The organism is Cupriavidus sp. MPR-AND1C (assembly GCF_058809705.1).
In genome coordinates, this window is record NZ_JBXASU010000120.1 from 1 (window position 1) to 18,747 (window position 18,747).

The 18,747-nt window shown below is 67.3% G+C and carries 17 protein-coding genes; 9 read left to right on the forward strand and 8 right to left on the reverse strand.

The annotated features are described in order from the left end of the window. Positions 1-12: 12 nt before the first annotated feature. The 3 genes from AC1RWI_RS34620 to AC1RWI_RS34630 form a co-directional block, all read right to left on the reverse strand. A complete protein-coding gene (locus tag AC1RWI_RS34620; RefSeq protein WP_052494433.1) occupies positions 13-678 on the reverse strand; it encodes a paraquat-inducible protein A in 666 nt (221 codons plus the stop codon). Then, entirely contained in the window at positions 675-1,799 is a 1,125-nt protein-coding gene (locus tag AC1RWI_RS34625; RefSeq protein WP_492870568.1) for an AI-2E family transporter, read from the reverse strand. Before AC1RWI_RS34625 ends, AC1RWI_RS34620 begins: the two co-directional genes overlap by 4 nt. A gap of 124 nt (positions 1,800-1,923) precedes the next feature. After that, the gene (locus tag AC1RWI_RS34630) at positions 1,924-2,841 is read right to left on the reverse strand and encodes a LysR substrate-binding domain-containing protein (RefSeq protein WP_492870569.1); all 918 of its coding nucleotides are present in this window, start codon (positions 2,839-2,841) and stop codon (positions 1,924-1,926) included. Positions 2,842-3,000: 159 nt separating this feature from the next. Between AC1RWI_RS34630 and AC1RWI_RS34635 the strand changes: the two genes are divergently transcribed. From AC1RWI_RS34635 to AC1RWI_RS34660, 6 genes are all read left to right on the forward strand, one after another. Beyond that, a complete protein-coding gene (locus AC1RWI_RS34635; RefSeq protein WP_043344270.1) occupies positions 3,001-3,474 on the forward strand; it encodes a (2Fe-2S)-binding protein in 474 nt (157 codons plus the stop codon). Beyond that, positions 3,471-5,756: a xanthine dehydrogenase family protein molybdopterin-binding subunit gene (locus tag AC1RWI_RS34640; RefSeq protein WP_492870570.1), complete on the forward strand. Its 2,286-nt coding sequence runs from the start codon at positions 3,471-3,473 to the stop codon at positions 5,754-5,756. Before AC1RWI_RS34635 ends, AC1RWI_RS34640 begins: the two co-directional genes overlap by 4 nt. 55 nt (positions 5,757-5,811) lie before the next feature. Then, a complete protein-coding gene (locus AC1RWI_RS34645; protein WP_492870571.1) occupies positions 5,812-5,988 on the forward strand; it encodes a rubredoxin in 177 nt (58 codons plus the stop codon). A 3-nt stretch (positions 5,989-5,991) separates the two neighbouring features. Further along, a complete protein-coding gene (locus AC1RWI_RS34650) occupies positions 5,992-7,233 on the forward strand; it encodes an NAD(P)/FAD-dependent oxidoreductase (protein WP_492870572.1) in 1,242 nt (413 codons plus the stop codon). Positions 7,234-7,307: 74 nt separating this feature from the next. Further along, complete coding sequence (locus tag AC1RWI_RS34655) at positions 7,308-8,324, forward strand: aromatic ring-hydroxylating dioxygenase subunit alpha (RefSeq protein WP_043344279.1); 1,017 nt, start codon at positions 7,308-7,310, stop codon at positions 8,322-8,324. 126 nt (positions 8,325-8,450) lie between these two features. Then, on the forward strand, positions 8,451-9,818 hold the full coding sequence (locus AC1RWI_RS34660; RefSeq protein WP_492870573.1) for a nucleobase:cation symporter-2 family protein: 1,368 nt from the start codon (positions 8,451-8,453) through the stop codon (positions 9,816-9,818). Between the two features lie 12 nt (positions 9,819-9,830). Here AC1RWI_RS34660 and AC1RWI_RS34665 read toward each other — a convergent pair whose 3' ends face one another. Next, the gene (locus AC1RWI_RS34665; protein WP_043351337.1) at positions 9,831-11,000 is read right to left on the reverse strand and encodes an HPP family protein; all 1,170 of its coding nucleotides are present in this window, start codon (positions 10,998-11,000) and stop codon (positions 9,831-9,833) included. Positions 11,001-11,181: 181 nt separating this feature from the next. Here AC1RWI_RS34665 and AC1RWI_RS34670 point away from each other — a divergent pair, with 181 nt between their 5' ends. Continuing rightward, positions 11,182-12,921 (forward strand): chloride channel protein, encoded by a 1,740-nt coding sequence (locus tag AC1RWI_RS34670; RefSeq protein ID WP_043344282.1) that lies wholly within the window; start codon positions 11,182-11,184, stop codon positions 12,919-12,921. 17 nt (positions 12,922-12,938) lie between these two features. Here AC1RWI_RS34670 and AC1RWI_RS34675 read toward each other — a convergent pair whose 3' ends face one another. Further along, positions 12,939-13,361 (reverse strand): Lrp/AsnC family transcriptional regulator, encoded by a 423-nt coding sequence (locus AC1RWI_RS34675; protein ID WP_006160263.1) that lies wholly within the window; start codon positions 13,359-13,361, stop codon positions 12,939-12,941. A gap of 208 nt (positions 13,362-13,569) precedes the next feature. Here AC1RWI_RS34675 and AC1RWI_RS34680 point away from each other — a divergent pair, with 208 nt between their 5' ends. Then, a complete protein-coding gene (locus tag AC1RWI_RS34680) occupies positions 13,570-14,469 on the forward strand; it encodes a dimethylarginine dimethylaminohydrolase family protein (RefSeq protein ID WP_043344288.1) in 900 nt (299 codons plus the stop codon). Positions 14,470-14,518: 49 nt separating this feature from the next. After that, positions 14,519-15,595: an ornithine cyclodeaminase gene (gene ocd / locus AC1RWI_RS34685; protein ID WP_043344291.1), complete on the forward strand. Its 1,077-nt coding sequence runs from the start codon at positions 14,519-14,521 to the stop codon at positions 15,593-15,595. 186 nt (positions 15,596-15,781) lie between these two features. Here the strand turns inward: ocd and AC1RWI_RS34690 are convergent, their stop codons facing one another. The 3 genes from AC1RWI_RS34690 to AC1RWI_RS34700 all read right to left on the reverse strand — a co-directional run bounded on the left by AC1RWI_RS34690 (position 15,782) and on the right by AC1RWI_RS34700 (position 18,473). After that, positions 15,782-16,384, reverse strand: a complete 603-nt coding sequence (locus AC1RWI_RS34690; RefSeq protein ID WP_006160260.1) for a helix-turn-helix domain-containing protein — start codon at positions 16,382-16,384, stop codon at positions 15,782-15,784. Between the two features lie 519 nt (positions 16,385-16,903). After that, the gene (locus AC1RWI_RS34695; protein ID WP_492870574.1) at positions 16,904-17,926 is read right to left on the reverse strand and encodes a glycosyltransferase family 2 protein; all 1,023 of its coding nucleotides are present in this window, start codon (positions 17,924-17,926) and stop codon (positions 16,904-16,906) included. Beyond that, positions 17,907-18,473, reverse strand: a complete 567-nt coding sequence (locus AC1RWI_RS34700) for an LbetaH domain-containing protein (protein WP_043344295.1) — start codon at positions 18,471-18,473, stop codon at positions 17,907-17,909. The genes AC1RWI_RS34695 and AC1RWI_RS34700 overlap by 20 nt, the downstream gene beginning before the upstream one ends. Positions 18,474-18,747 lie beyond the last annotated feature (274 nt).

Sequence of the window (18,747 nt, forward strand, 5' to 3'; positions counted from 1 at the left end):
GGGTCGGGGCGCTCATCGGGGCGGCTCCTCGTCCAGGTGCTGCCACAGATCGCGCGGATCGAACGACAGCATCGCGGCGAGCACGATCACCAGCGCGGCGAACGACCACAGCGCCACGCCCGGCAGCACCCGCGCCATGGTCGAGAGCTTGACCAGCGTGACCAGCACGCCAATCATGAAGACTTCGATCATGCCCCACGGCCGGGTTTGCTGGATGCCGCGCACGATGCGCTCGAAGCCCGGCGGCATCCGGTGGCGCGCCATCGGCACCAGCAGGTAAAGCATCATCAGCATCTCGGACAAGGGAAACAGGATGGTGGTGGCGAACACCAGCACGGCCACCAGCGTCATGTTGTCCGCGTAGAGCGCCTGCACCGCGCCCCACAGCGTGGTTTCGGTGCGCACGCCCTTGAGATCCATCTCGACGATGGGATAGGCGTTGGACACCAGGAACAGGATCAGCGCGGTAATGACCAACGGCAGCAGCCGCGCATAGGCCCGCGCGCTGTCGCGGTAGAGCTGGCCGCCGCAGCGCAGGCACAGCGCGCGCTCGCCCGGCTCCAGCTCGGCGCGCTGGTAGACCGCATCGCAGTACTCGCAGGCCACCAGCCGGGCCAGCTCGGCCTGGGTGGGCGGCGCTGCCAATGGCTGCGGTTCGGGACGGCTGGTTTCGCTCATGCCTTGCCGGAACCCGCCACGTCCTCGGCGGTGGTGATGGGCTTGCCTTGCGCCAGCGCGGGCGGCGGGTCGGTCAGGTGCTGCGAGCCGATGGTCCAGTCGCGCAGCAGCGCGTAGGCCACCGCCAGCAGCGTCGGGCCGATAAAGACGCCGAGAAAGCCAAAGGCCAGCGCGCCGCCGAACACGCCCAGCATCACCCAGATCAGCGGCATGTCGGTGCCTTTGCTAATGAGGAGCGGCTTGATGACGTTGTCGGCCATGCTGACCACGCCCACGCCCCACACCACCATGAAGATGGCCCAGCCGAGCGAGCCGGTGTGGTAAAGCCAGAGCGCGGCGGGAATCCACACCAGCGGCGGGCCGACCGGGATCACGGACAGGAAGAAGGTAATGAAGCCAAGGATGGCGGCGCCGGGCACGCCGGCGATCCAGAAGCCGATGCCGGCCAGCAACGCCTGCACGAAGGCCGTGCCCAGCACGCCGTAGACCACGCCCTTGACGGTGTTGCCGGCCAGCGCCAGCAGGTGGTCGGCGCGCTCGCCGGCGATGCGGCGCATGCCCGCGCGCAGCCACGCCACCGCGAACTCGCCGCCGGTATAGAAGAAGAACGCCAGCACGATCGACAGCGCCAGCTGGCCCAGTCCGGCGCCGATCGACAGCCCGGCGCCCAGCACCACATGGCCCACGGGCGCGATCAGCTTGCGCAGGTTGGCGACCATCTCCGAGTCGGCATGGATCACCTTGTCCCAGGAGCTTTGCAGGTAGCCGCCCGCATAAGGCAGGCCGGTCAGCCACCCGGGCAGCGCGGGCGCGCCGTGATCGAAGAACTGGTCGACCAGGCCGGACAGCTCGTCGATGTGCGCGGAGACGCTGGCGCCGGCATAGACAAAGGGGCCGAGCACGATGACCGCGGCCAGCAGCACGCAGATCAGGGCCGCCAGGCTGCGCCGGTTGCCCATCCAGCGCGACAGCACCGTATAGGGGTACCACGAGCTGAAGGCGAGGATGGCGCCCCACAACAGCGCGGTGGTAAAGGGCGCGAGCACCAGCAACGAGCCGCCGATCAGCACGATCAGTGCAAAGATGGCGGCGAGTTTTTCAATCAGTTGGCCGGAATTCATCGGGTGCTTCTCCTGGGCTGCCGGTGTGACGTAAACGGCAACAATATATAGGAAAACCCGTAGCCCGCCGGAGACGGGCGGCATCGCGGGGGCAGCCATGTTGCATTGCGGGATGTCCGGCGCGCTACGTGCTACGCAGGCCTTCCCCAAACGTCTCACGATGCCATACCTCGGTGACATCTTCCAGCAGCGTGAGAAAGCGGTCCAGCGCGGGCAGGCCATGGTCGCGCCGCACGGTGGCATAAAGGTCGGCGGCCAGCCCCGGCTCGTCCAGCGTGAGGAAGGCGACATCCTCGCGCGGCGCGCCCGACAGCGAGCGCGGCAGCGCGCTGACCCCAACGCCGGCGCCCACCAGGCTGAGCACCGTCTGCGGATCCACCGACTCGTGCAGCACGCGCGGGTGGAAGCCATTGCGCACGCAGGCGGCCAGCAAGCTGCGGATCACCGGGCTTTGGGTATTAAGCAGCACAAATGGTTCCGCCGCCAGCGCCTTCAGCCGGATCCGGCCGCTTGCCGCCAGCGCATGGCTTGCCGGCACCGCGGCCATCAGCGGCTGCGGGTAGACGCGGATCGACCGCAGTTCCTCGCGCCCGGTAGCGCTGGACGCAAAGCCGACGTCGATCTGGCCACGCACCAGCGCCTCGCCCTGCTGGTCGGGGAGCATCTCGTGCAGGGTCCACTCCACCGCCGGGTTGCGCTCCTGGAACAGCCGCATGGTACGGGGCAGGGGGCCGTACATCACGGAATTGATGATGCCGATGCGCAGGTAACCCTCCAGCCCGTCGGCCACGCGCAGCACCATTTTCCGGGTCGAGTCCAGGTCGGCCACGATGTCGCGCGCCCGCGTCAGCAGCGCCTCGCCCGCCCGGGTCAGGCGCGCGCCCAGGCGGCCACGCTCGAACAGGATGACCCCAAGGGACGCCTCCAGCGACTTGATCTGCTGGCTCAGTGGCGGCTGGGATATATGCAGGCGCTCGGCGGCACGGCTGAAGTTGCCCTCCTCGGCGACGGCGATGAAATAGCGGAGCTGGCGGATATCCATATCGATGTCGTATGGAAAAGATTCTTAAATCATATTTCACATATGGATTTGGCGCAGCTAGTCTTTGCTTCAACACGGCCCGCCAGCCCCCGAAGACAGCAATCAGCAGCGCCAAGCTGCGCCAAGCACTGACAAACGGCGGAGCAAGGAGAAAAAACCATGACCCCCATCAACGTCAACGGCGCCCTGCGCGCCGTGCAAGCTCCCGGCGACACCCCCTTGCTGTGGGTGCTGCGCGACGAGCTCGATCTCACCGGCACCAAGTACGGCTGCGGCATGGGCCTGTGCGGCGCCTGCACGGTGCATGTGGATGGCGCCCCGGTGCGGGCCTGCCAGACGCCGGTGTCCACCGTGGCCGGCAAGCGGGTCACCACCATCGAGGGTTTGGGCCAGCCCGATGCGCTGCACGCGGTGCAGAAAGCCTGGCAAGCCGAAGACGTGCCGCAATGCGGCTACTGCCAGTCCGGCCAGCTGATGTCGGCCGCCGCGCTGCTGGCCAGCAAGCGCAATCCCACCGACAGCGATATCGACGCCGCCATGGCCGGCAACATCTGCCGCTGCGGCACCTACGACCGCATCCGCCGCGCGATCCATCGCGCCGCCGCCGAACTGCGTGGAGGCAAGCCAGCATGACGCGCGAGCTCAACCTTATCGATGCCACCCCGGCCAGCGGCGGGCGCCGCCGCTTCTTGCAAGCCGGCGCGGCGCTCGCCGGCGGCCTGCTGCTGGAGATCGGCAGCGCAGGCCAGTTCATCCGCAACGCGGCTGCCGCGCCCATCACCGATAGCGCGGCCGGCAACTTCGCGCCCAATGCCTGGGTCCGCGTCACCCCCGACAACCGCGTGCTGCTGGTGGTCCACAAATACGACAGCGGCACCGGCGTGAAGAACGCGCTGGGCCTGATGCTGGCCGAGGAGCTGGATGCCGACTGGGCCACCGTACAGGTGATCCAGCCCGACGATCCGCTTGCCAAGGCCTACCTGCATCCGCTGTGGGGCATGCACGCCACCGGCGGCAGCACCAGCGTGGCGCTGGAGTGGAACACGCTGTGCCGCGCGGGCGCCACCGCGCGCGCCATGCTGGTGGCGTGCGCGGCGCAGCGCTGGGCGGTCGAGCCGGCGGCCTGCAAGACGGCCGCTGGCGCCGTGATCCACGTGGCCAGCGGACAGCGCCTCACCTACGGCGAGCTGGCCGAAGGCGCGGCACGCCTGCCGGTACCGTTGGAGGTCACGCTCAAGCGGCCAGACGAGTTCGTGCTGATCGGCAAGGAGCGCAGCAGCTACCGCGTGGCCGACAAGCTCACCGGCCGCGCGCGCTACGCCATCGACATCAAGCTGCCGGACATGCTGAGCGCCATCGTGGTGCACGCGCCGGTGGTCAACGCGCGGGTGGTGTCGTTCAACGCCGCCGAGGTCAAGGCGTTGCCCGGCGTGCGCGATGTGTTCGCCACCGAAATCCCGGAAACGATCGCGCATTTCCGCCCCGACGCGCCGGCCGCGCGCCCCATCAATGGCGCCAGCCAGCCCGGCGTGGCCATCGTGGCCGATCATTTCTGGGCCGCGCAGCGCGCGCGCCAGGCGCTCAAGGTGGTGTGGGGCGACAGCGCGATGAAGGACTTCAGCGCCCAGGCCGCCATCCGCGCCATGGCCGCGCGCGTGGACGAGCCTGGCAAGAAGTCCAAGGTCAAGGGCGATGCCGATGCCGCCTTCCAGGGCGCGGCCAAGGTGGTGGAAGCGGTCTACACCATGCCCTACAAGGCGCATGCGCAGATGGAGCCGCTCAGCATCGTGGCGTGGGTGCGGCCGGATGCGGTGGAGTACTGGGGCGGCGTGCAGGTGCCCTCGCGCTGCGCGCAGGCGGCCGAGACCATTGCCGGCGTCTCGCGCGACAACGTGAAGATCCATCTGACCGAAGCCGGCGGCAGCTTCGGCGCCCGCGAAGGGCTGCACATCATCCTGGAAGCGACCTATATCGCCAAGCGCATGGGCCGCCCCGTCAAGCTGCTCTACAGCCGCGAAGACGACATGCACGCGCTCTATTACCAGAGCGCCAGCGTGCACAAGGCGCGCGCCGCGCTGGACGCGGCCGGCAATGTGCAGGCCTTCAGCCTGCGCGCCGTGGTGCCGTCGATCAAGGAGCCCGACGATCCCGGCTTCCTGGCCAAGGTGCCGGTCGATCCAAGCTGCACCGAGGGCATGCGCGACGATTTCTACTACCAGGTGCCCGCGCTCGACCTCGCCTGGGTGCGCCACGAGCCGGGCTTGCCGGTGTGGTGGTGGCGCGCGGTGAGCTACGTGCCGAATATCTTCGCCATCGAAAGCCTGATCGACGAAGCCGCGCATGCCAGCGCGCAGGACCCGGTGGCATTGCGCAGAAAGCTGCTGCATGGCAAGCCCGAGCATGTGGCGGTGCTTGACCGCGCCGCCGCACTGGCGGGCTGGAGAGCCGGCGCGAAGCCGGGCAAGGGCGGCAATGGCCGTGGCCTGGGCGTGGCCACCTACGAAGGCTACAAGAGCTATATCGCCATCGTGGCCGATGTCAGCGTCAGGAACGGCGCCATCACCGTGCACAAGATCACCTGCGTGGTGGACTGCGGGCTTGCCGTCGATCCCGGCTCGGTGCGCCAGCAACTGGCTGGCGGCATCTACTGGGGCGTGTCCACCGCGCTGATGAATGCGGTGCATATCGAGAACGGCGGCGTGAAGCAAAGCAACTTCCACGACTACCCGGTGGTGCGCATGAGCGACGCCCCGGCGCTGGAGATCGTGGTGATGCCGCCCTCCGGCAGGCAGCCCGGCGGCGTCGGCGAACTGTCCAACCCGCCGGTGGTGCCGGCGATCGGCAACGCCATCTTTGCGGCCACCGGCAAGCGCCTGCGCGCCACGCCATTTGCGCTGGCGCAGGCCAGTGTCTAGCCATCCGGCCGGCACGCAAACACGTAACAACCCGAACCCGATGAAAGGACTCGCCATGACGACAGCGACGAAATGGAAATGCATGGTATGCGGCTTTGAATACGACGAAGCGTTCGGCATGCCCGAACACGGTTTTCCCGCCGGCACGCGCTGGGAGGATATCCCCGACGAATGGCTGTGCCCGGACTGTGGCGTGAGCAAGGCCGAGTTCGAGATGGAAGTGGTGGCCTGAGCCATGACGAACGACGCGAACGACGCCAACGACGCCATCACCGCGAAGACGCAGCCGGCGCTGCCGCTGGTCATCCTCGGCACCGGCCTGGCAGGCTACACGCTGGCGCGCGAGTTCCGCAAGCTCGACAGCGCGACGCCGCTGGTCATCGTCACGCGCGACGGCGGCGAGTCGTACTCCAAGCCGATGCTGTCCAATGCGCTGGCCGGCAACAAGGCACCCGCCGCACTGGCCATCGCCAGCGCGCCGACGATGGCCGCGCAGCTCAACGCGCGCGTGATGACGCATGCCGACGCATCGGCCATCGATGCCGCCGCCGGCACCGTGCTGGTCGACGGGCAAGCGCTGCGCTACGGACAACTGGTGCTGGCGCTGGGCGCGCAAGCGCGTGCGCCGGGCTTGCAAGGCGATGGGGCCGATGCCGTGCAGACCGTCAACGATCTTGCGGACTACACGCGCTTTCACGCCTCGCTGCAAGGCAAGCGGCGCGTGGCCATCCTCGGCGCGGGCCTGATCGGCTGCGAGTTCGCCAACGACCTGCACGCCGGTGGCTTCGACGTCGAGCTGGTTGATCCCGCCGCGTGGCCGCTCGGCCGGCTGCTGCCGGGCGAGGCAGGCGAGTTGATGGCCGGCGCGCTGCGCGGCCTAGGCGTGCGGCTGCACCTTGGCGAGATGCCGGTCGCGGTGCATCGCCGCGATGGCGCGCTCGCGGTGCAACTGGCCAGCGGCGCGCAGATTGCCGCCGACGTGGTGCTGTCCGCCACCGGGTTGCTGCCGCGCGTGGCGCTGGCGCAGGACGGCGGCATTGCCACTGCGCGCGGCATCGTGGTGGACCGCCTGCTGCGCACCAGCGCGCCGTCGGTCTACGCGCTGGGCGACTGCGCCGAGGTCGACGGCCTGGTGCTGCCTTACGTGATGCCGCTGATGCAGGCTGCGCGCGCATTGGCCCGCACGCTGGCCGGCACGCCGACGCCGCTGCGCTACGCCGCCATGCCGGTGGTGGTGAAAACGCCCGTGCTGCCGGCCGTGGTGTCGCCCGCGCTGGCCGGCGCGGGCAACTGGGAGATCGAGTCCCAGGCGGCGGCCGGGGAAGCCGGCGCGGGCCTGCGCGCGTTGTGCCGCGATACGCAAGGCGGCCTGACCGGATTCGCGCTGCTGGGCAAGGCCGTGGCGCAAAAGGGCGCGCTTGCCAAACAGATCAGCGACTGGCTGCCGGTGCAAGCCGCACCAGCCGCACCAGGCTGAAACAAGAACGCAACGCGCCGCACGCCTGCACGCCGGCACAACCCACACTCGACAATACGAGAGGAGACTTCCCAATGCTTGTCACTCAACAACCGGTCCTGCGGCGCTTCTGGTACGCAGTCATTCCCGAATCCAGGCTCGACCTTGGCCCGCAGCCGTTCACGCTGCTGGGCGAGGACATCGTGATCTGGCGCGGCGCCGATGGCACGCCCGCGGCCGTGCGCGACCGCTGCTGCCACCGCACCGCCAAGCTCTCCAAGGGCTATGTGGATTCAGATGGCCTGCTGTGCTGCGGCTATCACGGCTGGTCCTACGACTGCAGCGGCAAGTGCGTGCGCATTCCGCAGATGCCGCAGAACATGATCCCCGCCAACGCACGGGTGGCGAACTACCACTGCAAGCTGCGCTATGGCTACGTGTGGGTGGCGCTGGAAGACCCGCTGACCGACATCCCGGACATCCCCGAAGGCAACGATCCTTCGCTGCGCCGCATCCCGCAGTTCTACGAGCGCTGGGCATGCAGCGGCCTGCGCTTCATGGAGAACTCGTTCGACAACGCGCACTTCAGCTTCGTGCACAAGAACACCTTCGGCAAGTTCGCCAGCCCGAAGCCGGCAGACATCGAGATCATCGAGAACGCGTGGGGTTTCGAGTCGCGCCGCTCGGTGCCGATCATGAACCCGCCCGATAGCTGGCTGCTTACCGGCAGCAAGGAGCCGGAGACCATCCGCCACCTGCACGACAACTGGTACATGCCGTTCTCGCGCCGCTTCGGCTGCACCTATCCGAATGGCCTGGTGCACACCATCGTGAACTGTGCCACGCCCATCGACGACAAGAGCACGATGATGGTCCAGTGGCTATACCGCAACGACACGGAGCAGCAGGCGCCGGCCGAGGAACTGGTCAAGTTCGACCATGCGGTCACGCGCGAGGACAAGGAGATCCTGGAAGCCACGGATTACGACGCGCCCATCGATACCACGCGGCGCATGGAGTTCCACATGCCGTCCGACAAGCCCGGGCTGGTGATGCGCAAGAAGCTGATGGCGCTGCTGCAGGCGCACGGCGAGAAGGAGGTGCACCTGTAATGCTTGCTTGATCTTGCCCCGGCGCCTGCTGGGCGCTAGTCAGGTTCCGGGGCTTTCTTTTTTGCGCGCCCGTATTCCCAGAGATGTCGCGTCATCGCACGTAACGGCACAAGAGGAGACAACCCCATGAACACCCAAGACCTGACCGGCGACAGGCCGGCCGCAGTTGACCAGGTGCCCGCCCCCGGGCCGCTGGTGATACTGGGCTTGCAGCACGTGCTGGTAATGTACGTCGGCGCCATTGCGGTGCCGATGATCATCGCCAGCGCGCTCAAGCTGCCCAAGGAGGCGGTGGCGGTCCTGATCAATGCCGACCTCTTCACCTGTAGCATCGCCACCATCCTGCAGGCCGCGGGCGTCTGGCGCTTCGGCGTGCGCATGCCGGTGATGCAGGGCGTGGCCTTCAGTGCCATCCCGCCGATCCTCGTCATCGCCACCAATCCTGCGCTTGGCTTGCCGGCCGTGATCGGTGCGGTGATGGCGGGCGGCGTCATCACCATGCTGCTGGCGCCGGTGTTCGGCAAGCTGCTGCGCTTCTTTCCGCCCATCGTTGGCGGGTCCATCGTGATGGTGGTGGGGCTGTCGCTGTTTCCCGTCGGCGTGAACTGGGTGGGCGGCGGGCGCGGCGCGCCGGATTTCGGCGCGCCGCATCACCTGGCACTGGCGGGCTTCGTGTTCGCGCTGATCCTGGTCATCAACAAGTGGCTCAAGGGCTTCTGGTCCAATGTCTCCGTGCTGCTGGCGCTGGCGGCCGGCATGCTGGCGGCGATCCCCTTTGGCATGGTGGACTTCCATGGCGTGGCCGAGGCGCCGATGGTCGACGTGATCCATCCCTTCTATTTCGGCTGGCCGGTGTTCGACGTGGTGGCCACGCTGACGATCGTGGTGGTGATGATCATCATCATGATCGAGTCGATGGGTTTGTTCCTGGCGATCGGCGATGTCGTGAACAAGCCGCTGAGTGCGGGCGAAATGACGGATGGCCTGCGGGCCAACGGGCTGGCCAGCGTGATCGGCGGGGCGCTCAATGGCTTTCCCTACACCATCTACAGCCAGAACATCGGCCTGCTGGTGGTGACGGGCGTCAAGAGCCGCTGGGTCGTGGTGGCGGCGGGCGTGATCCTGTGCGCGCTGGGCTTGTTTCCCAAGCTGGCCACGGTCGTCGCTTCCATCCCTCTGCCGGCGCTGGGCGGGGCAGGGCTGTTCATGTTCGGGGTGGTGACCTCGGCGGGCGTGCGCACGCTGGCGCGGGTGGATTTCGAGGGCACGCGGCACAACGTGTATATCGTTGCCGCCACCCTGGCCATTTCGCTGCTGCCCACGTTCTCGGGCACGCTGTTCAATCAGTTGCCGGGCTGGCTGCAGCCCATCATGCACAGCAGCATCCTGCTGGCTTGCGTGATGTCGGTGGTATTGAACCTGTTGTTCAATGGCATGGCGCGTGCCGATGCACACGCCATGGCGGCGGCGGGCGGGTTGCAGGCGAGCCGCTAGCGCCCGCGCGGGTCAGCCTGCCGGCTGCGCGGTGGGTTCTACTTTTGGCGGCGGGCCTTGTTCGAGCAGCGCGGCGATCAGGTCCGATTGCGTGACAATGCCCAGCAGCCGCCGCTGGGCATCCACCACCGGCACCTGATGCAGGCCGCCATTGGAAAACGCCCGCGCCAGCTCCACCATGGGTTGCTCCGCCCGGGCCGTAGCCATGCTGGTGTGCATCAGGTCCTTGGCAGTTCCCGCACGGACCTGCCCCTCGGCGCCATTGCGCGCGGCAAGAAGATCCGCCAACCCAAGCATGCCAAGCAGCCGCCGCTGCGCGTCCACCACCGGCAGTGCCTGGATCCCATGCTTGAACAGCAGGGCGCGCGCCTCCAGGGCACTCTGCCCGGGCTGCACCGTCACCACGTCCCGCGACATGATGTCCACGCACCGCACATCGCCAAAGTGCCGGCGATACGCCCGCAACTGCGCGGCCACCAGGATGTCTTCCAGGTCGTCTTCCTCGATGTCCAGGAACTCGCCGCGCGCCTTGAGCACTTCGTCCAGATCGCTGCGGTTGAACCCCACCCGCTCGCTCGGCAATGGATCGGCGGTGCGGTGCGGGTTGGCGTGTTCGACGGGGCGGTGCGGATAGCGCCGGCGCATCAGGTTGTTGAACAGCAGCGCCACCAGCAGCAGCAACATCGAGTTGACCGCGACCGGCATCACCACGAAGCCAAAGCCAAGCTGTGTCACGGCGTGGCCGCCGAACACCGCGGTAATCGCCACCGCGCCGCTGGGCGGGTGCACGCAGCGCAACTGGAACATGGCGACGATGGCCAGCGCCACGGCCACCGAGGCGGCCAGCCCAGGCTCGGGGATCCAGCGTGCGCAGGCCACGCCGATCAGCGCGGCCACCAGGTTGCCGCCGATGATGGACCAGGGCTGCGCCAGCGGGCTCGCGGGCACGGCGAACAGCAGCACCGCGGAGGCACCCATCGGGGCGATGAACCAGGGGTTGAAGCCACCCAGCAGGTGACGGCTGATCCATTCGGTAAGCAGCAGGCCGACCAGCGCGCCCAGGCAGCTCTTGACGCGTTCGCGGCGGCCGGCGGCGATGGGCGTGGGGGCAAACGCGCGCAGCCACGCACGTGCCCGCGCTGGCGGGAAGTCGGCTAAGGAGGGGGCCTGGGATGGCGGCATGGGTCTTTTTTCTTTGGGTTGTGCGGGCGAATGCGCGCAATGGCGCACCTGGATCGCCTTGGCATCGTGCTCCGGAAATCCAGTGCGCAAATATATCATGACGTGATACATTTCGTTTTTCGCGCAGCGGGATCCGCCCGCGATCCGCGCCCCCTTCTCCGCCTGCTTCCCGATCCTGGCCATGCACTTCGAAAAACGCGACTACGCCGTCGACCGCCGGCTGCTCCTGCTGGCAGCGCTGGCGCCCCTCATCGGGGCTATCAGCACGGCGGCTGCCGTGCTGCTGCTGAACCTGATCCGGTTCTTCACCAATCTGTTCTTCTATCAGACCCTGTCGCTGGCGGATCGCTCGCCGGCGCAGCACGCGCTGGGGGCATGGGTCATCGTGGTGCCGGCGGTCGGCGGCCTGCTGGTGGGCCTGATGGCGCGTTACGGCAGCGACAAGATCCGTGGCCACGGCATCCCCGAGGCCATCGAGGCCGTGCTGTTCGGCAAGAGCAAGATGTCGCCCCGGGTGGCCGTGCTCAAGCCGCTGTCCTCCGGCATCGTGATCGGCAGCGGCGGGCCGTTCGGCGCGGAGGGGCCGATCATCATGACCGGCGGCTCGATCGCCTCGCTGCTCGCGCAGTACCTGCATCTCACCGCGGCCGAGCGCAAGACGCTGCTGGTGGCGGGCGCCTGCGCCGGCATGACGGCGATCTTCGGCACGCCGGTGGCGGCGGTGCTGCTGGCCGTGGAACTGTTGCTGTTCGAGCTGCGCCCGCGCAGCCTGCTGCCGGTGGCGCTGGCTTGCGCCGTTGCCGGCTTCCTGCGCACGATGGTGTTCGAGCCTGGCCCCTTGTTTGCGCTGCACACCGCGCCGGCCAGTACCATGGCGCTGGGCTCGTGCGTGGTTGCCGGGCTGCTTTGCGGCGTGCTGGGCGCCGCGCTGACGCTGGCGCTCTATCGCACCGAGGACCAGTTCTCCAAGCTCAAGCTGCACTGGATGTGGTGGCCGGCGATCGGCGGGCTGGTGGTCGGCATTGGCGGGTACTTCGAGCCGCGCGCGCTGGGCGTGGGCTATGACGTGATCGCGGACCTGTTGCACAACCGCATGGCGATCGGCGTGGTGCTGGCGCTGCTGACGGTCAAGGCCATCATCTGGGTGGCAGCGCTGGGGTCCGGCACGTCGGGTGGCGTGCTGGCCCCGCTGCTGATGCTGGGCGCGGGCCTTGGCGTGGCGCTGGCGCCGTGGCTGCCCGGCGCCTCTGCGCCGTTGTGGGCGCTGGTGTGCATGGCGGGCGTGCTGGGCAGCGTGCTGGGCGCGCCGCTGACCGCCATCGTCTTCGCTTTTGGCCTGACGCATGACAGCAATGCCCTGCTGCCGCTGCTGCTGACCGTGGCGATGGCGCATGGCTTCACGGTGCTGACCATGAAGCGCTCGATCATGACCGAGAAGATCGCACGCCGGGGCCTGCATATCTATCGCGAGTATGGCGTGGATCCTCTGGAGCGCCAGCACGTGGCGGATTTGATGACGACGGCAGTGGTCAGCGTGGATGGCGAGCAGCCGGTACACGTCTTGTGGGCCAGCCACTTTGGCGAGCACGCACCGCATCGCGGCTATCCGGTCGTGTGCGCGGCGCGCGTGGTCGGCATGCTGGAGCGCAACGCGCTGCGCGGGCGGGAGGCATCAATGGAGGCCGGCCGCGCGCTGATGGCGCCGCTGCAGCCGCACCAGGTGCTGCTGCCGGCGCAGACCGCGCGCGTTGCAGCGGGCCGCATGGCGGAGCTCGGTGTCAGCCGGCTGCCGGTGGTGGCCGACCTGGATTCCATGCGGCTGGTGGGCGTGGTTTCGCTGCGCGACCTGCTGCGCCCCAGCGGGCAGGTGCTGCACGAGGAAACCCGGCGGGAACGGCTGCGCGGCACTGCCGCGGCGTAAGCGCGCTCGCGTCGCCTCTAAAGCTTGTAGCTCGACAGCAGGATGCTGGTTTCCGTGGCGGCGATGCCATCGATCAGCCGGATGCGGTCCAGTGTGCGGTCGAATGCTTCCAGCGAATCCGCGCGCAGCTCGGCGATGATGTCCCAGCGCCCATTGGTGGTGTGCATGGCTTGCACATTGGGTTCGCCGCGCAGCGCCTGCAGCACCGCGCGCGCCTTGTTGCCTTCCACCGCGATGGTCATCCAGGCACGGATGCGGTGCGCCTCGGCTTCAGGCTTTAGCCGCACCGTGTAGCCCACGATCAGGCCTTCCTTTTCCAGCTTGTCGATGCGGTTCTGCACGGTGGCGCGCGAGACGCGCAGCGCCTTGGCCAGGGCGGTGGCCGGCGTGCGCGCGTTGTCGCGCAGCAGGGCCAGCAACTGGCGGTCGGTGTCGTCCATGGTGGTTCCCGTGGGAGGCGAGGGGGTGCCTTTGCCGGCACGATCTTCGCGGCTGGCGATTTGCCAATTTTAGCTGGCGTTTTGCATTGTGGCATAGGCAAATTGCGCAATTTGCTGGCTTTTGGTTGGCGCGGCAGTACATCAGAATGCAGGCATTCCAAGGCATTGACTGACGACCCCCCGTCACCCATCACCCAAAGGAGCCAGCGTGATCCACCAGCCCACCATCTTGCTTGTCGAGCCCACTCACTACGATGTGTCGTACAGCATCAACCCGTGGATGGACCCCGGCCTCTGGGCTAGCGACCCGCGCGGCATGCATCGCAATGCGGTGGCATCCTTCGAATCCCTGCACGCGGCCCTGCAGGCGGCCGGCTTCACGGTGGAAATCGCGCCCGGCGCGCCCGGCTTGCCCGACATGGTGTTCCCCGCCAATGCCGCCGTGGTGCTGGACGGCCACGCCGTGCTGGCGCGCTTTCGCTATCCCCAGCGGGCCGGCGAGGAAGCGCCCTTTGCGCGGATCTTCGAGGGCCTGCGCGAGCGCGGCCTGATCGACTCCGTCAGCCTGCTGCCCGAAGGCTGCTACCAGGAAGGCGCTGGCGACTGCATCTGGGATGCCGTGCGCGGCCATTTCTGGGCCGGCTTTGGCCCGCGCTCCTCGCGCGCCGCGGCCGATGCCATGGCGAGCCATTTCGGCCGCGAGGTTGTCGCGCTGGAGCTTGCCACGGCGCAGAGCTATCACCTCGACGTGTGCTTCTGTCCGCTGTCCGGCGGCGAGATTCTCTACTACCCGCCCGCCTTTACGCAGGACGCCCTGCGCATCTTGCGCGAGCGCGTGCCGGCCAGCCTGCGCATCGAAGCGAGCGAGGACGACCTGCGCCACTTCAGCGTCAATGCGGTCAACCTGCATGACCAGGTGGTGATGACGCGCACCACGCCGCACCTGCGCGCCGAACTGGGCCAGCGCGGCTACCAGCTGCGCGAGGTGGACCTATCGCCGTACATGCTGTCCGGCGGCGGCGCCTACTGCATGACACTGCGCCTGGACCGTACCAGCGGGCCGGCCCGGGCGAGCGCCGCGGCCGATGGCGCCGCGGTGGCGGCGTGAGCGCGAAGGGCGAGCAAACACCAATACCGAGCCAGCAAGGGAGAACACCATGAAGGAGATCGCCATGACCCGCTTTCTGGACGCCGCCGATGTGGCGGCGCTGGTGCGCGCCACGGGCGTCGCCAACACCATCGCGCAGATGGCGCATCACATTCGCCAGGATTTTGTGCGCTGGGAAGCATTCGACAAATCCGCGCGGCTGGCGACGCACTCCGTCGACGGGGTGATCGAGCTGATGCCGGTGAGCGACGCCGTGCAATATGCGTTCAAGTACGTCAACGGCCATCCGCGCAATGCGCAGAACGCCATGCCAACGGTGATGGCGTTTGGCGTGCTGGCGGAAGTGGCGAGCGGCTTCCCGCTGCTGCTGTGCGACCTCACGCTGGCCACCGCGTTGCGCACCGCCGCCACGTCGGCGTTGGCCGCGCAGGTGATGGCGCGGCCCGGCGCCGCGACGCTGGCGCTGATTGGCAACGGCGCGCAGGCGGAGTTCCAGGCACTGGCCTTCCATGCCATGGTGGGCATCCGGGAGATCCGCGCGTACGACATCGATCCCGCCGCGACGGCGCGGCTCGCGCGCAACCTGCAAGGCGTGCCGGGGCTGAAGGTGGCGGCGGTGGACTCCGTGCGCACAGCTGTGCAGGGTGCCGACATCATCAGCACCATCACCGCCGACAAGACGCGGGCCACCATCCTCACGCCTGACCTGGTCGCGCCCGGGGTGCATATCAATGCGGTCGGCGGCGATTGCCCGGGCAAGACCGAACTGCATCCGCAGATCCTGCGCCAGGCGCGCATTGTGGTCGAGTACGCGCCGCAGACCCGCATCGAAGGCGAGATCCAGCAATTGCCAGCGGATACGCCGGTGACGGAGTTGTGGGAGATCTTGTCCGGCCGGGTGGCCGGGCGCACCGAAACAGGGCAGGTGACGGTGTTCGATTCGGTGGGATTTGCACTGGAGGATTACTCCGCGCTGCGCTGGCTCCATGCCGCGGCCCACGCCCAGCATCGGGGCAGTCACGTGGAACTGGTGGCGACGCCGCCCGATCCCCGCAATCTCTATGGCTGGATGATGGACGCCGGGGCGCCGCAGCCCGTGCGTGAGCCGCTGGCGGCGCTGGCCTGACGCAGCGGCTCATGCCACAACGCCGCAGTCGTGCGGGTTACGAGACTGCGGCGTTGTGGTGTGCGGTTTATAGCGAGTGCCACGCCCACGGGTAACGGGCAAGGCAAGCCGGGCGGCCGGGTGGCGGCCGGGCAGATAGCTGCCGGTGAAGGGTCCTGGACAGGATCCTGGCGATGTGCCGGCTGATCAGCCGGCCGCACCCCGGGTCATCATCAGCTGCGCGCGCAGGAAGCCTTTGACTTCCTCCAGCGAGGGCGTTTTCAGGAACACCATGATGCCCCATTGCTGCAGTGCATCGGCCACACCGTCATAGGCCTGGCGGTTGGTGATCACGGCGAAGATGACGTTCTGGCGTGCAAAGAAGTTCTGCAGCTTCTCGATGGTGGCCGACTCGGCGTCAGTGAGTTCTTCCACGTAGTACAGCACCACTCGTGGGTGCGAGCTGACCGAAGTAATGATGGTATCCACCACGTCCTCCACCACCACGCTTTTCAGGGGCAAGCCCCATTTGCCCAATTGCGCGTGGATGCGTTGAGCTTCCTGGTGGTTCGGGTGAAACACCACCAGGTCGAGTTCATGCACTGACGGAAGTTCCTGCCCCACGCGCGTGGCCAGCAGGCGATGCACGGTCTCCTTATGTATGCGCCGGTGGCCGCCGTTGGTTTTCCAGGCCCCGAGTTCGCCACGCTCCACCATCTTCTGTACTGTGCCTAACGAAACATTGAGCAGCTTCGCGGCGGTACGCGTACTGTAGTAAGGCTTTTCAGCCAGTTCTGAATCCAGTTTCATCCGTTCACCCGTTAACTAAATACACCGCACTGCGAGAGAAACAGCAGTGACAGCGCGAGCCTTCCGCGCTGGTTTGGGGCTTGGCAATGCAAGGCTACGCGAGTCATGAAGACGGTTGCATGCTGGCACCATTAGGCCTCTTGCGTAACCTGCCCTCGCATCGGGGGCGGCGGGAGCGAAGGTGCTCCCACAGTCTTGCAACGGCATGATCTATGTCACTGGTGCCTGATTCTCCCAACGGAAGAATGCCAGCCTCGAATCATATGCGGTATCGAACATAAGCAACCAGACAGCATGCCAAATATTTCGAAATCGCACTGAACGCTCCCACTTCTGGGTTTAAACGCATATTGCCGCGTTTTGGCAGACACGGGTGAGCGGGAATTTATCGCAAACATTGCATACATCCGAAGTGCTTCTGCCGGGCGCTCAGCCCATCGAAACGTATAGCGCACATGGCCGTGCGGCCGCTCGCCGCAGGAACGGCAAATATGGCATGGGCAGCAATTTCGCCTGCTGTCAGGGATTTCGCCCGCCAGCCACCGCGACCGTTTGCCTGGCCGATGCGACTGGCAGGTTGCCGAATTCACCTTCCCCATCTGCAGCCATACCCGGCATCGGGAGGGATTGGGGCACGGGCGCCGGCGCGCTTTCCGGGCACGCGGACCCGGGATCTGGCGCGGGCAGCGCCATGGACCTTTCCAGTTCGCGCGTCTTGAGCACGATGAAGTACTCGTAGATCGACTGCAGCATGGCGTAGGTGAGCCCGGCCCGTCCATCGAGAAAACCGCGCTTGCCCAGGTACAGGATCGCGAACTTGAAGAGGGGGCGCAACGGCAGGCGGAAGAACAGCTCCTTCTGGTGCGCGCGGCGCCGGTGGAAATCCGTCGCGAACAGGGCTTCGGCCAGGCTGAACGCCGCCTCGCCGCGCCGGTTCTCGATGATCTGCATCGCTTCCAGCCCGCTGTAGTTGTTGTGGCGGGTGATCCAGTGGGTCACGCCTTTGCTGAACGGGTAGTGATCGAGGTAGCCCGTCAGCTCGCCGGCCGGGCCGTCGGGAATCGACACCGGGTTTACCAGGCGCTCATAGCGCATCCGCTCCGGGCGGAACAAGCGCAGGTAGAAGGGAGATGTCTGTACATGGCGCAACCACGTGCCTAGGAAAAAGTCGCGCCGTTGCACCCGGAACGCGACCTCGTCGCGCGCCGCGCGCACTGCGGCCCGGGCCTGCGCCACGAGCTCGGGCGTCATGCGCTCGTCGGCGTCGATGTAGAACACCCAGGGATGGCGAAAGCCGATGTGCTGCAGGCCCCAGTTCTGGTGGCTGGCCCAGTTGTCGAAGACGCGCTGCGTGACATGCGCGCCAAAGCGCTGCGCGATCGCCACCGTGGCGTCGGTGCTCATCGAGTCGTACACGTGAATGTCGTCCGACCAGGCCACGCTTTGCAGGCAGCCCGGCAGGTCCTGCTCCTCGTTGCGGGTCAGGATCAGCACGGAGATGCCCGGCGCTTGCATGGGCTGGCTAGGCTGGAGACTTGGCATGTCTGGCTCTCGTGCTGATGGCGCGGGCCGGGATGCCCGCGTAGACGGTCCATGGCGTGCGCAGGCTTTTGCTCACCACCGCGCGCGGCGCGATCACCGCGCCCTCGGCCAGCGTCACACCTGGCGAGACAAAGGCTTCGGCGCAGATCCATACGTGCGCCGCAAGCACGATGGGATGGGCTACCAGCTGGAAGTTGGCGCTGTTGTAGTCGTGCGTGCCGGTGCACAGGTGCGCGCCCTGCGAGACCACGCAGAAATCGCCGATGTCGATCGGCGCCATGTTGTACAGCGTGACGCCATCGGCCACGCCGGCATGGCTGCCCACGCGCAGGTTCCACGGCGCCCAGATCTTCACGCCCGGATAGATATGCACATGCGGGCCCAATTGCGCTCCGAACAACCTCAACAGCGCCGCGCGCCAAGCATGCAGCGGGCGCGGGCTTGGTCGGAACAGGCACAGCCAGGCCCAGTGCCAGAGCTGGCGCTGAATCCGGTTGCCCAGCGAAAACGAAGCGCCGGTAGTCGGGTCGTTTCCTTGAAGGATCATCGTCGCTCCGCTCCTGCTCGTTGGCGGCTTCTCAATGCGCCGCAAGGCCCGGCAGCCATGGAGGCGGCCACGGTGCGGGCCAGCACCGCGGTCGCCGAACCCGGCCGAAGCCAGGCTTTGTCCCGCACCGGCCGCGCCAGGCACGGCAAGGTGCAAAGCGCGCGGGAAGGGGTGAAACCATAGTGGCGCGGCGTGCGCGCCGCTTCGGTGCGGCACCTCACACAAGGAAAGAACGAAGCGGAAGGAAGCGAAGGGGGGCGGGAAGGAAGGGAGG

Coding starts and splice junctions, on each gene's coding strand:
- AC1RWI_RS34620 (WP_052494433.1), bottom strand. CDS start 678: ATGAGCGAAACCAGCCGTCCCGAACCGCAGCCATTGGCAGCGCCGCCC.
- AC1RWI_RS34625 (WP_492870568.1), bottom strand. CDS start 1,799: ATGAATTCCGGCCAACTGATTGAAAAACTCGCCGCCATCTTTGCACTG.
- AC1RWI_RS34630 (WP_492870569.1), bottom strand. CDS start 2,841: ATGGATATCCGCCAGCTCCGCTATTTCATCGCCGTCGCCGAGGAGGGC.
- AC1RWI_RS34635 (WP_043344270.1), top strand. CDS start 3,001: ATGACCCCCATCAACGTCAACGGCGCCCTGCGCGCCGTGCAAGCTCCC.
- AC1RWI_RS34640 (WP_492870570.1), top strand. CDS start 3,471: ATGACGCGCGAGCTCAACCTTATCGATGCCACCCCGGCCAGCGGCGGG.
- AC1RWI_RS34645 (WP_492870571.1), top strand. CDS start 5,812: ATGACGACAGCGACGAAATGGAAATGCATGGTATGCGGCTTTGAATAC.
- AC1RWI_RS34650 (WP_492870572.1), top strand. CDS start 5,992: ATGACGAACGACGCGAACGACGCCAACGACGCCATCACCGCGAAGACG.
- AC1RWI_RS34655 (WP_043344279.1), top strand. CDS start 7,308: ATGCTTGTCACTCAACAACCGGTCCTGCGGCGCTTCTGGTACGCAGTC.
- AC1RWI_RS34660 (WP_492870573.1), top strand. CDS start 8,451: ATGAACACCCAAGACCTGACCGGCGACAGGCCGGCCGCAGTTGACCAG.
- AC1RWI_RS34665 (WP_043351337.1), bottom strand. CDS start 11,000: ATGCCGCCATCCCAGGCCCCCTCCTTAGCCGACTTCCCGCCAGCGCGG.
- AC1RWI_RS34670 (WP_043344282.1), top strand. CDS start 11,182: ATGCACTTCGAAAAACGCGACTACGCCGTCGACCGCCGGCTGCTCCTG.
- AC1RWI_RS34675 (WP_006160263.1), bottom strand. CDS start 13,361: ATGGACGACACCGACCGCCAGTTGCTGGCCCTGCTGCGCGACAACGCG.
- ocd (WP_043344291.1), top strand. CDS start 14,519: ATGAAGGAGATCGCCATGACCCGCTTTCTGGACGCCGCCGATGTGGCG.
- AC1RWI_RS34690 (WP_006160260.1), bottom strand. CDS start 16,384: ATGAAACTGGATTCAGAACTGGCTGAAAAGCCTTACTACAGTACGCGT.
- AC1RWI_RS34695 (WP_492870574.1), bottom strand. CDS start 17,926: ATGCCAAGTCTCCAGCCTAGCCAGCCCATGCAAGCGCCGGGCATCTCC.
- AC1RWI_RS34700 (WP_043344295.1), bottom strand. CDS start 18,473: ATGATCCTTCAAGGAAACGACCCGACTACCGGCGCTTCGTTTTCGCTG.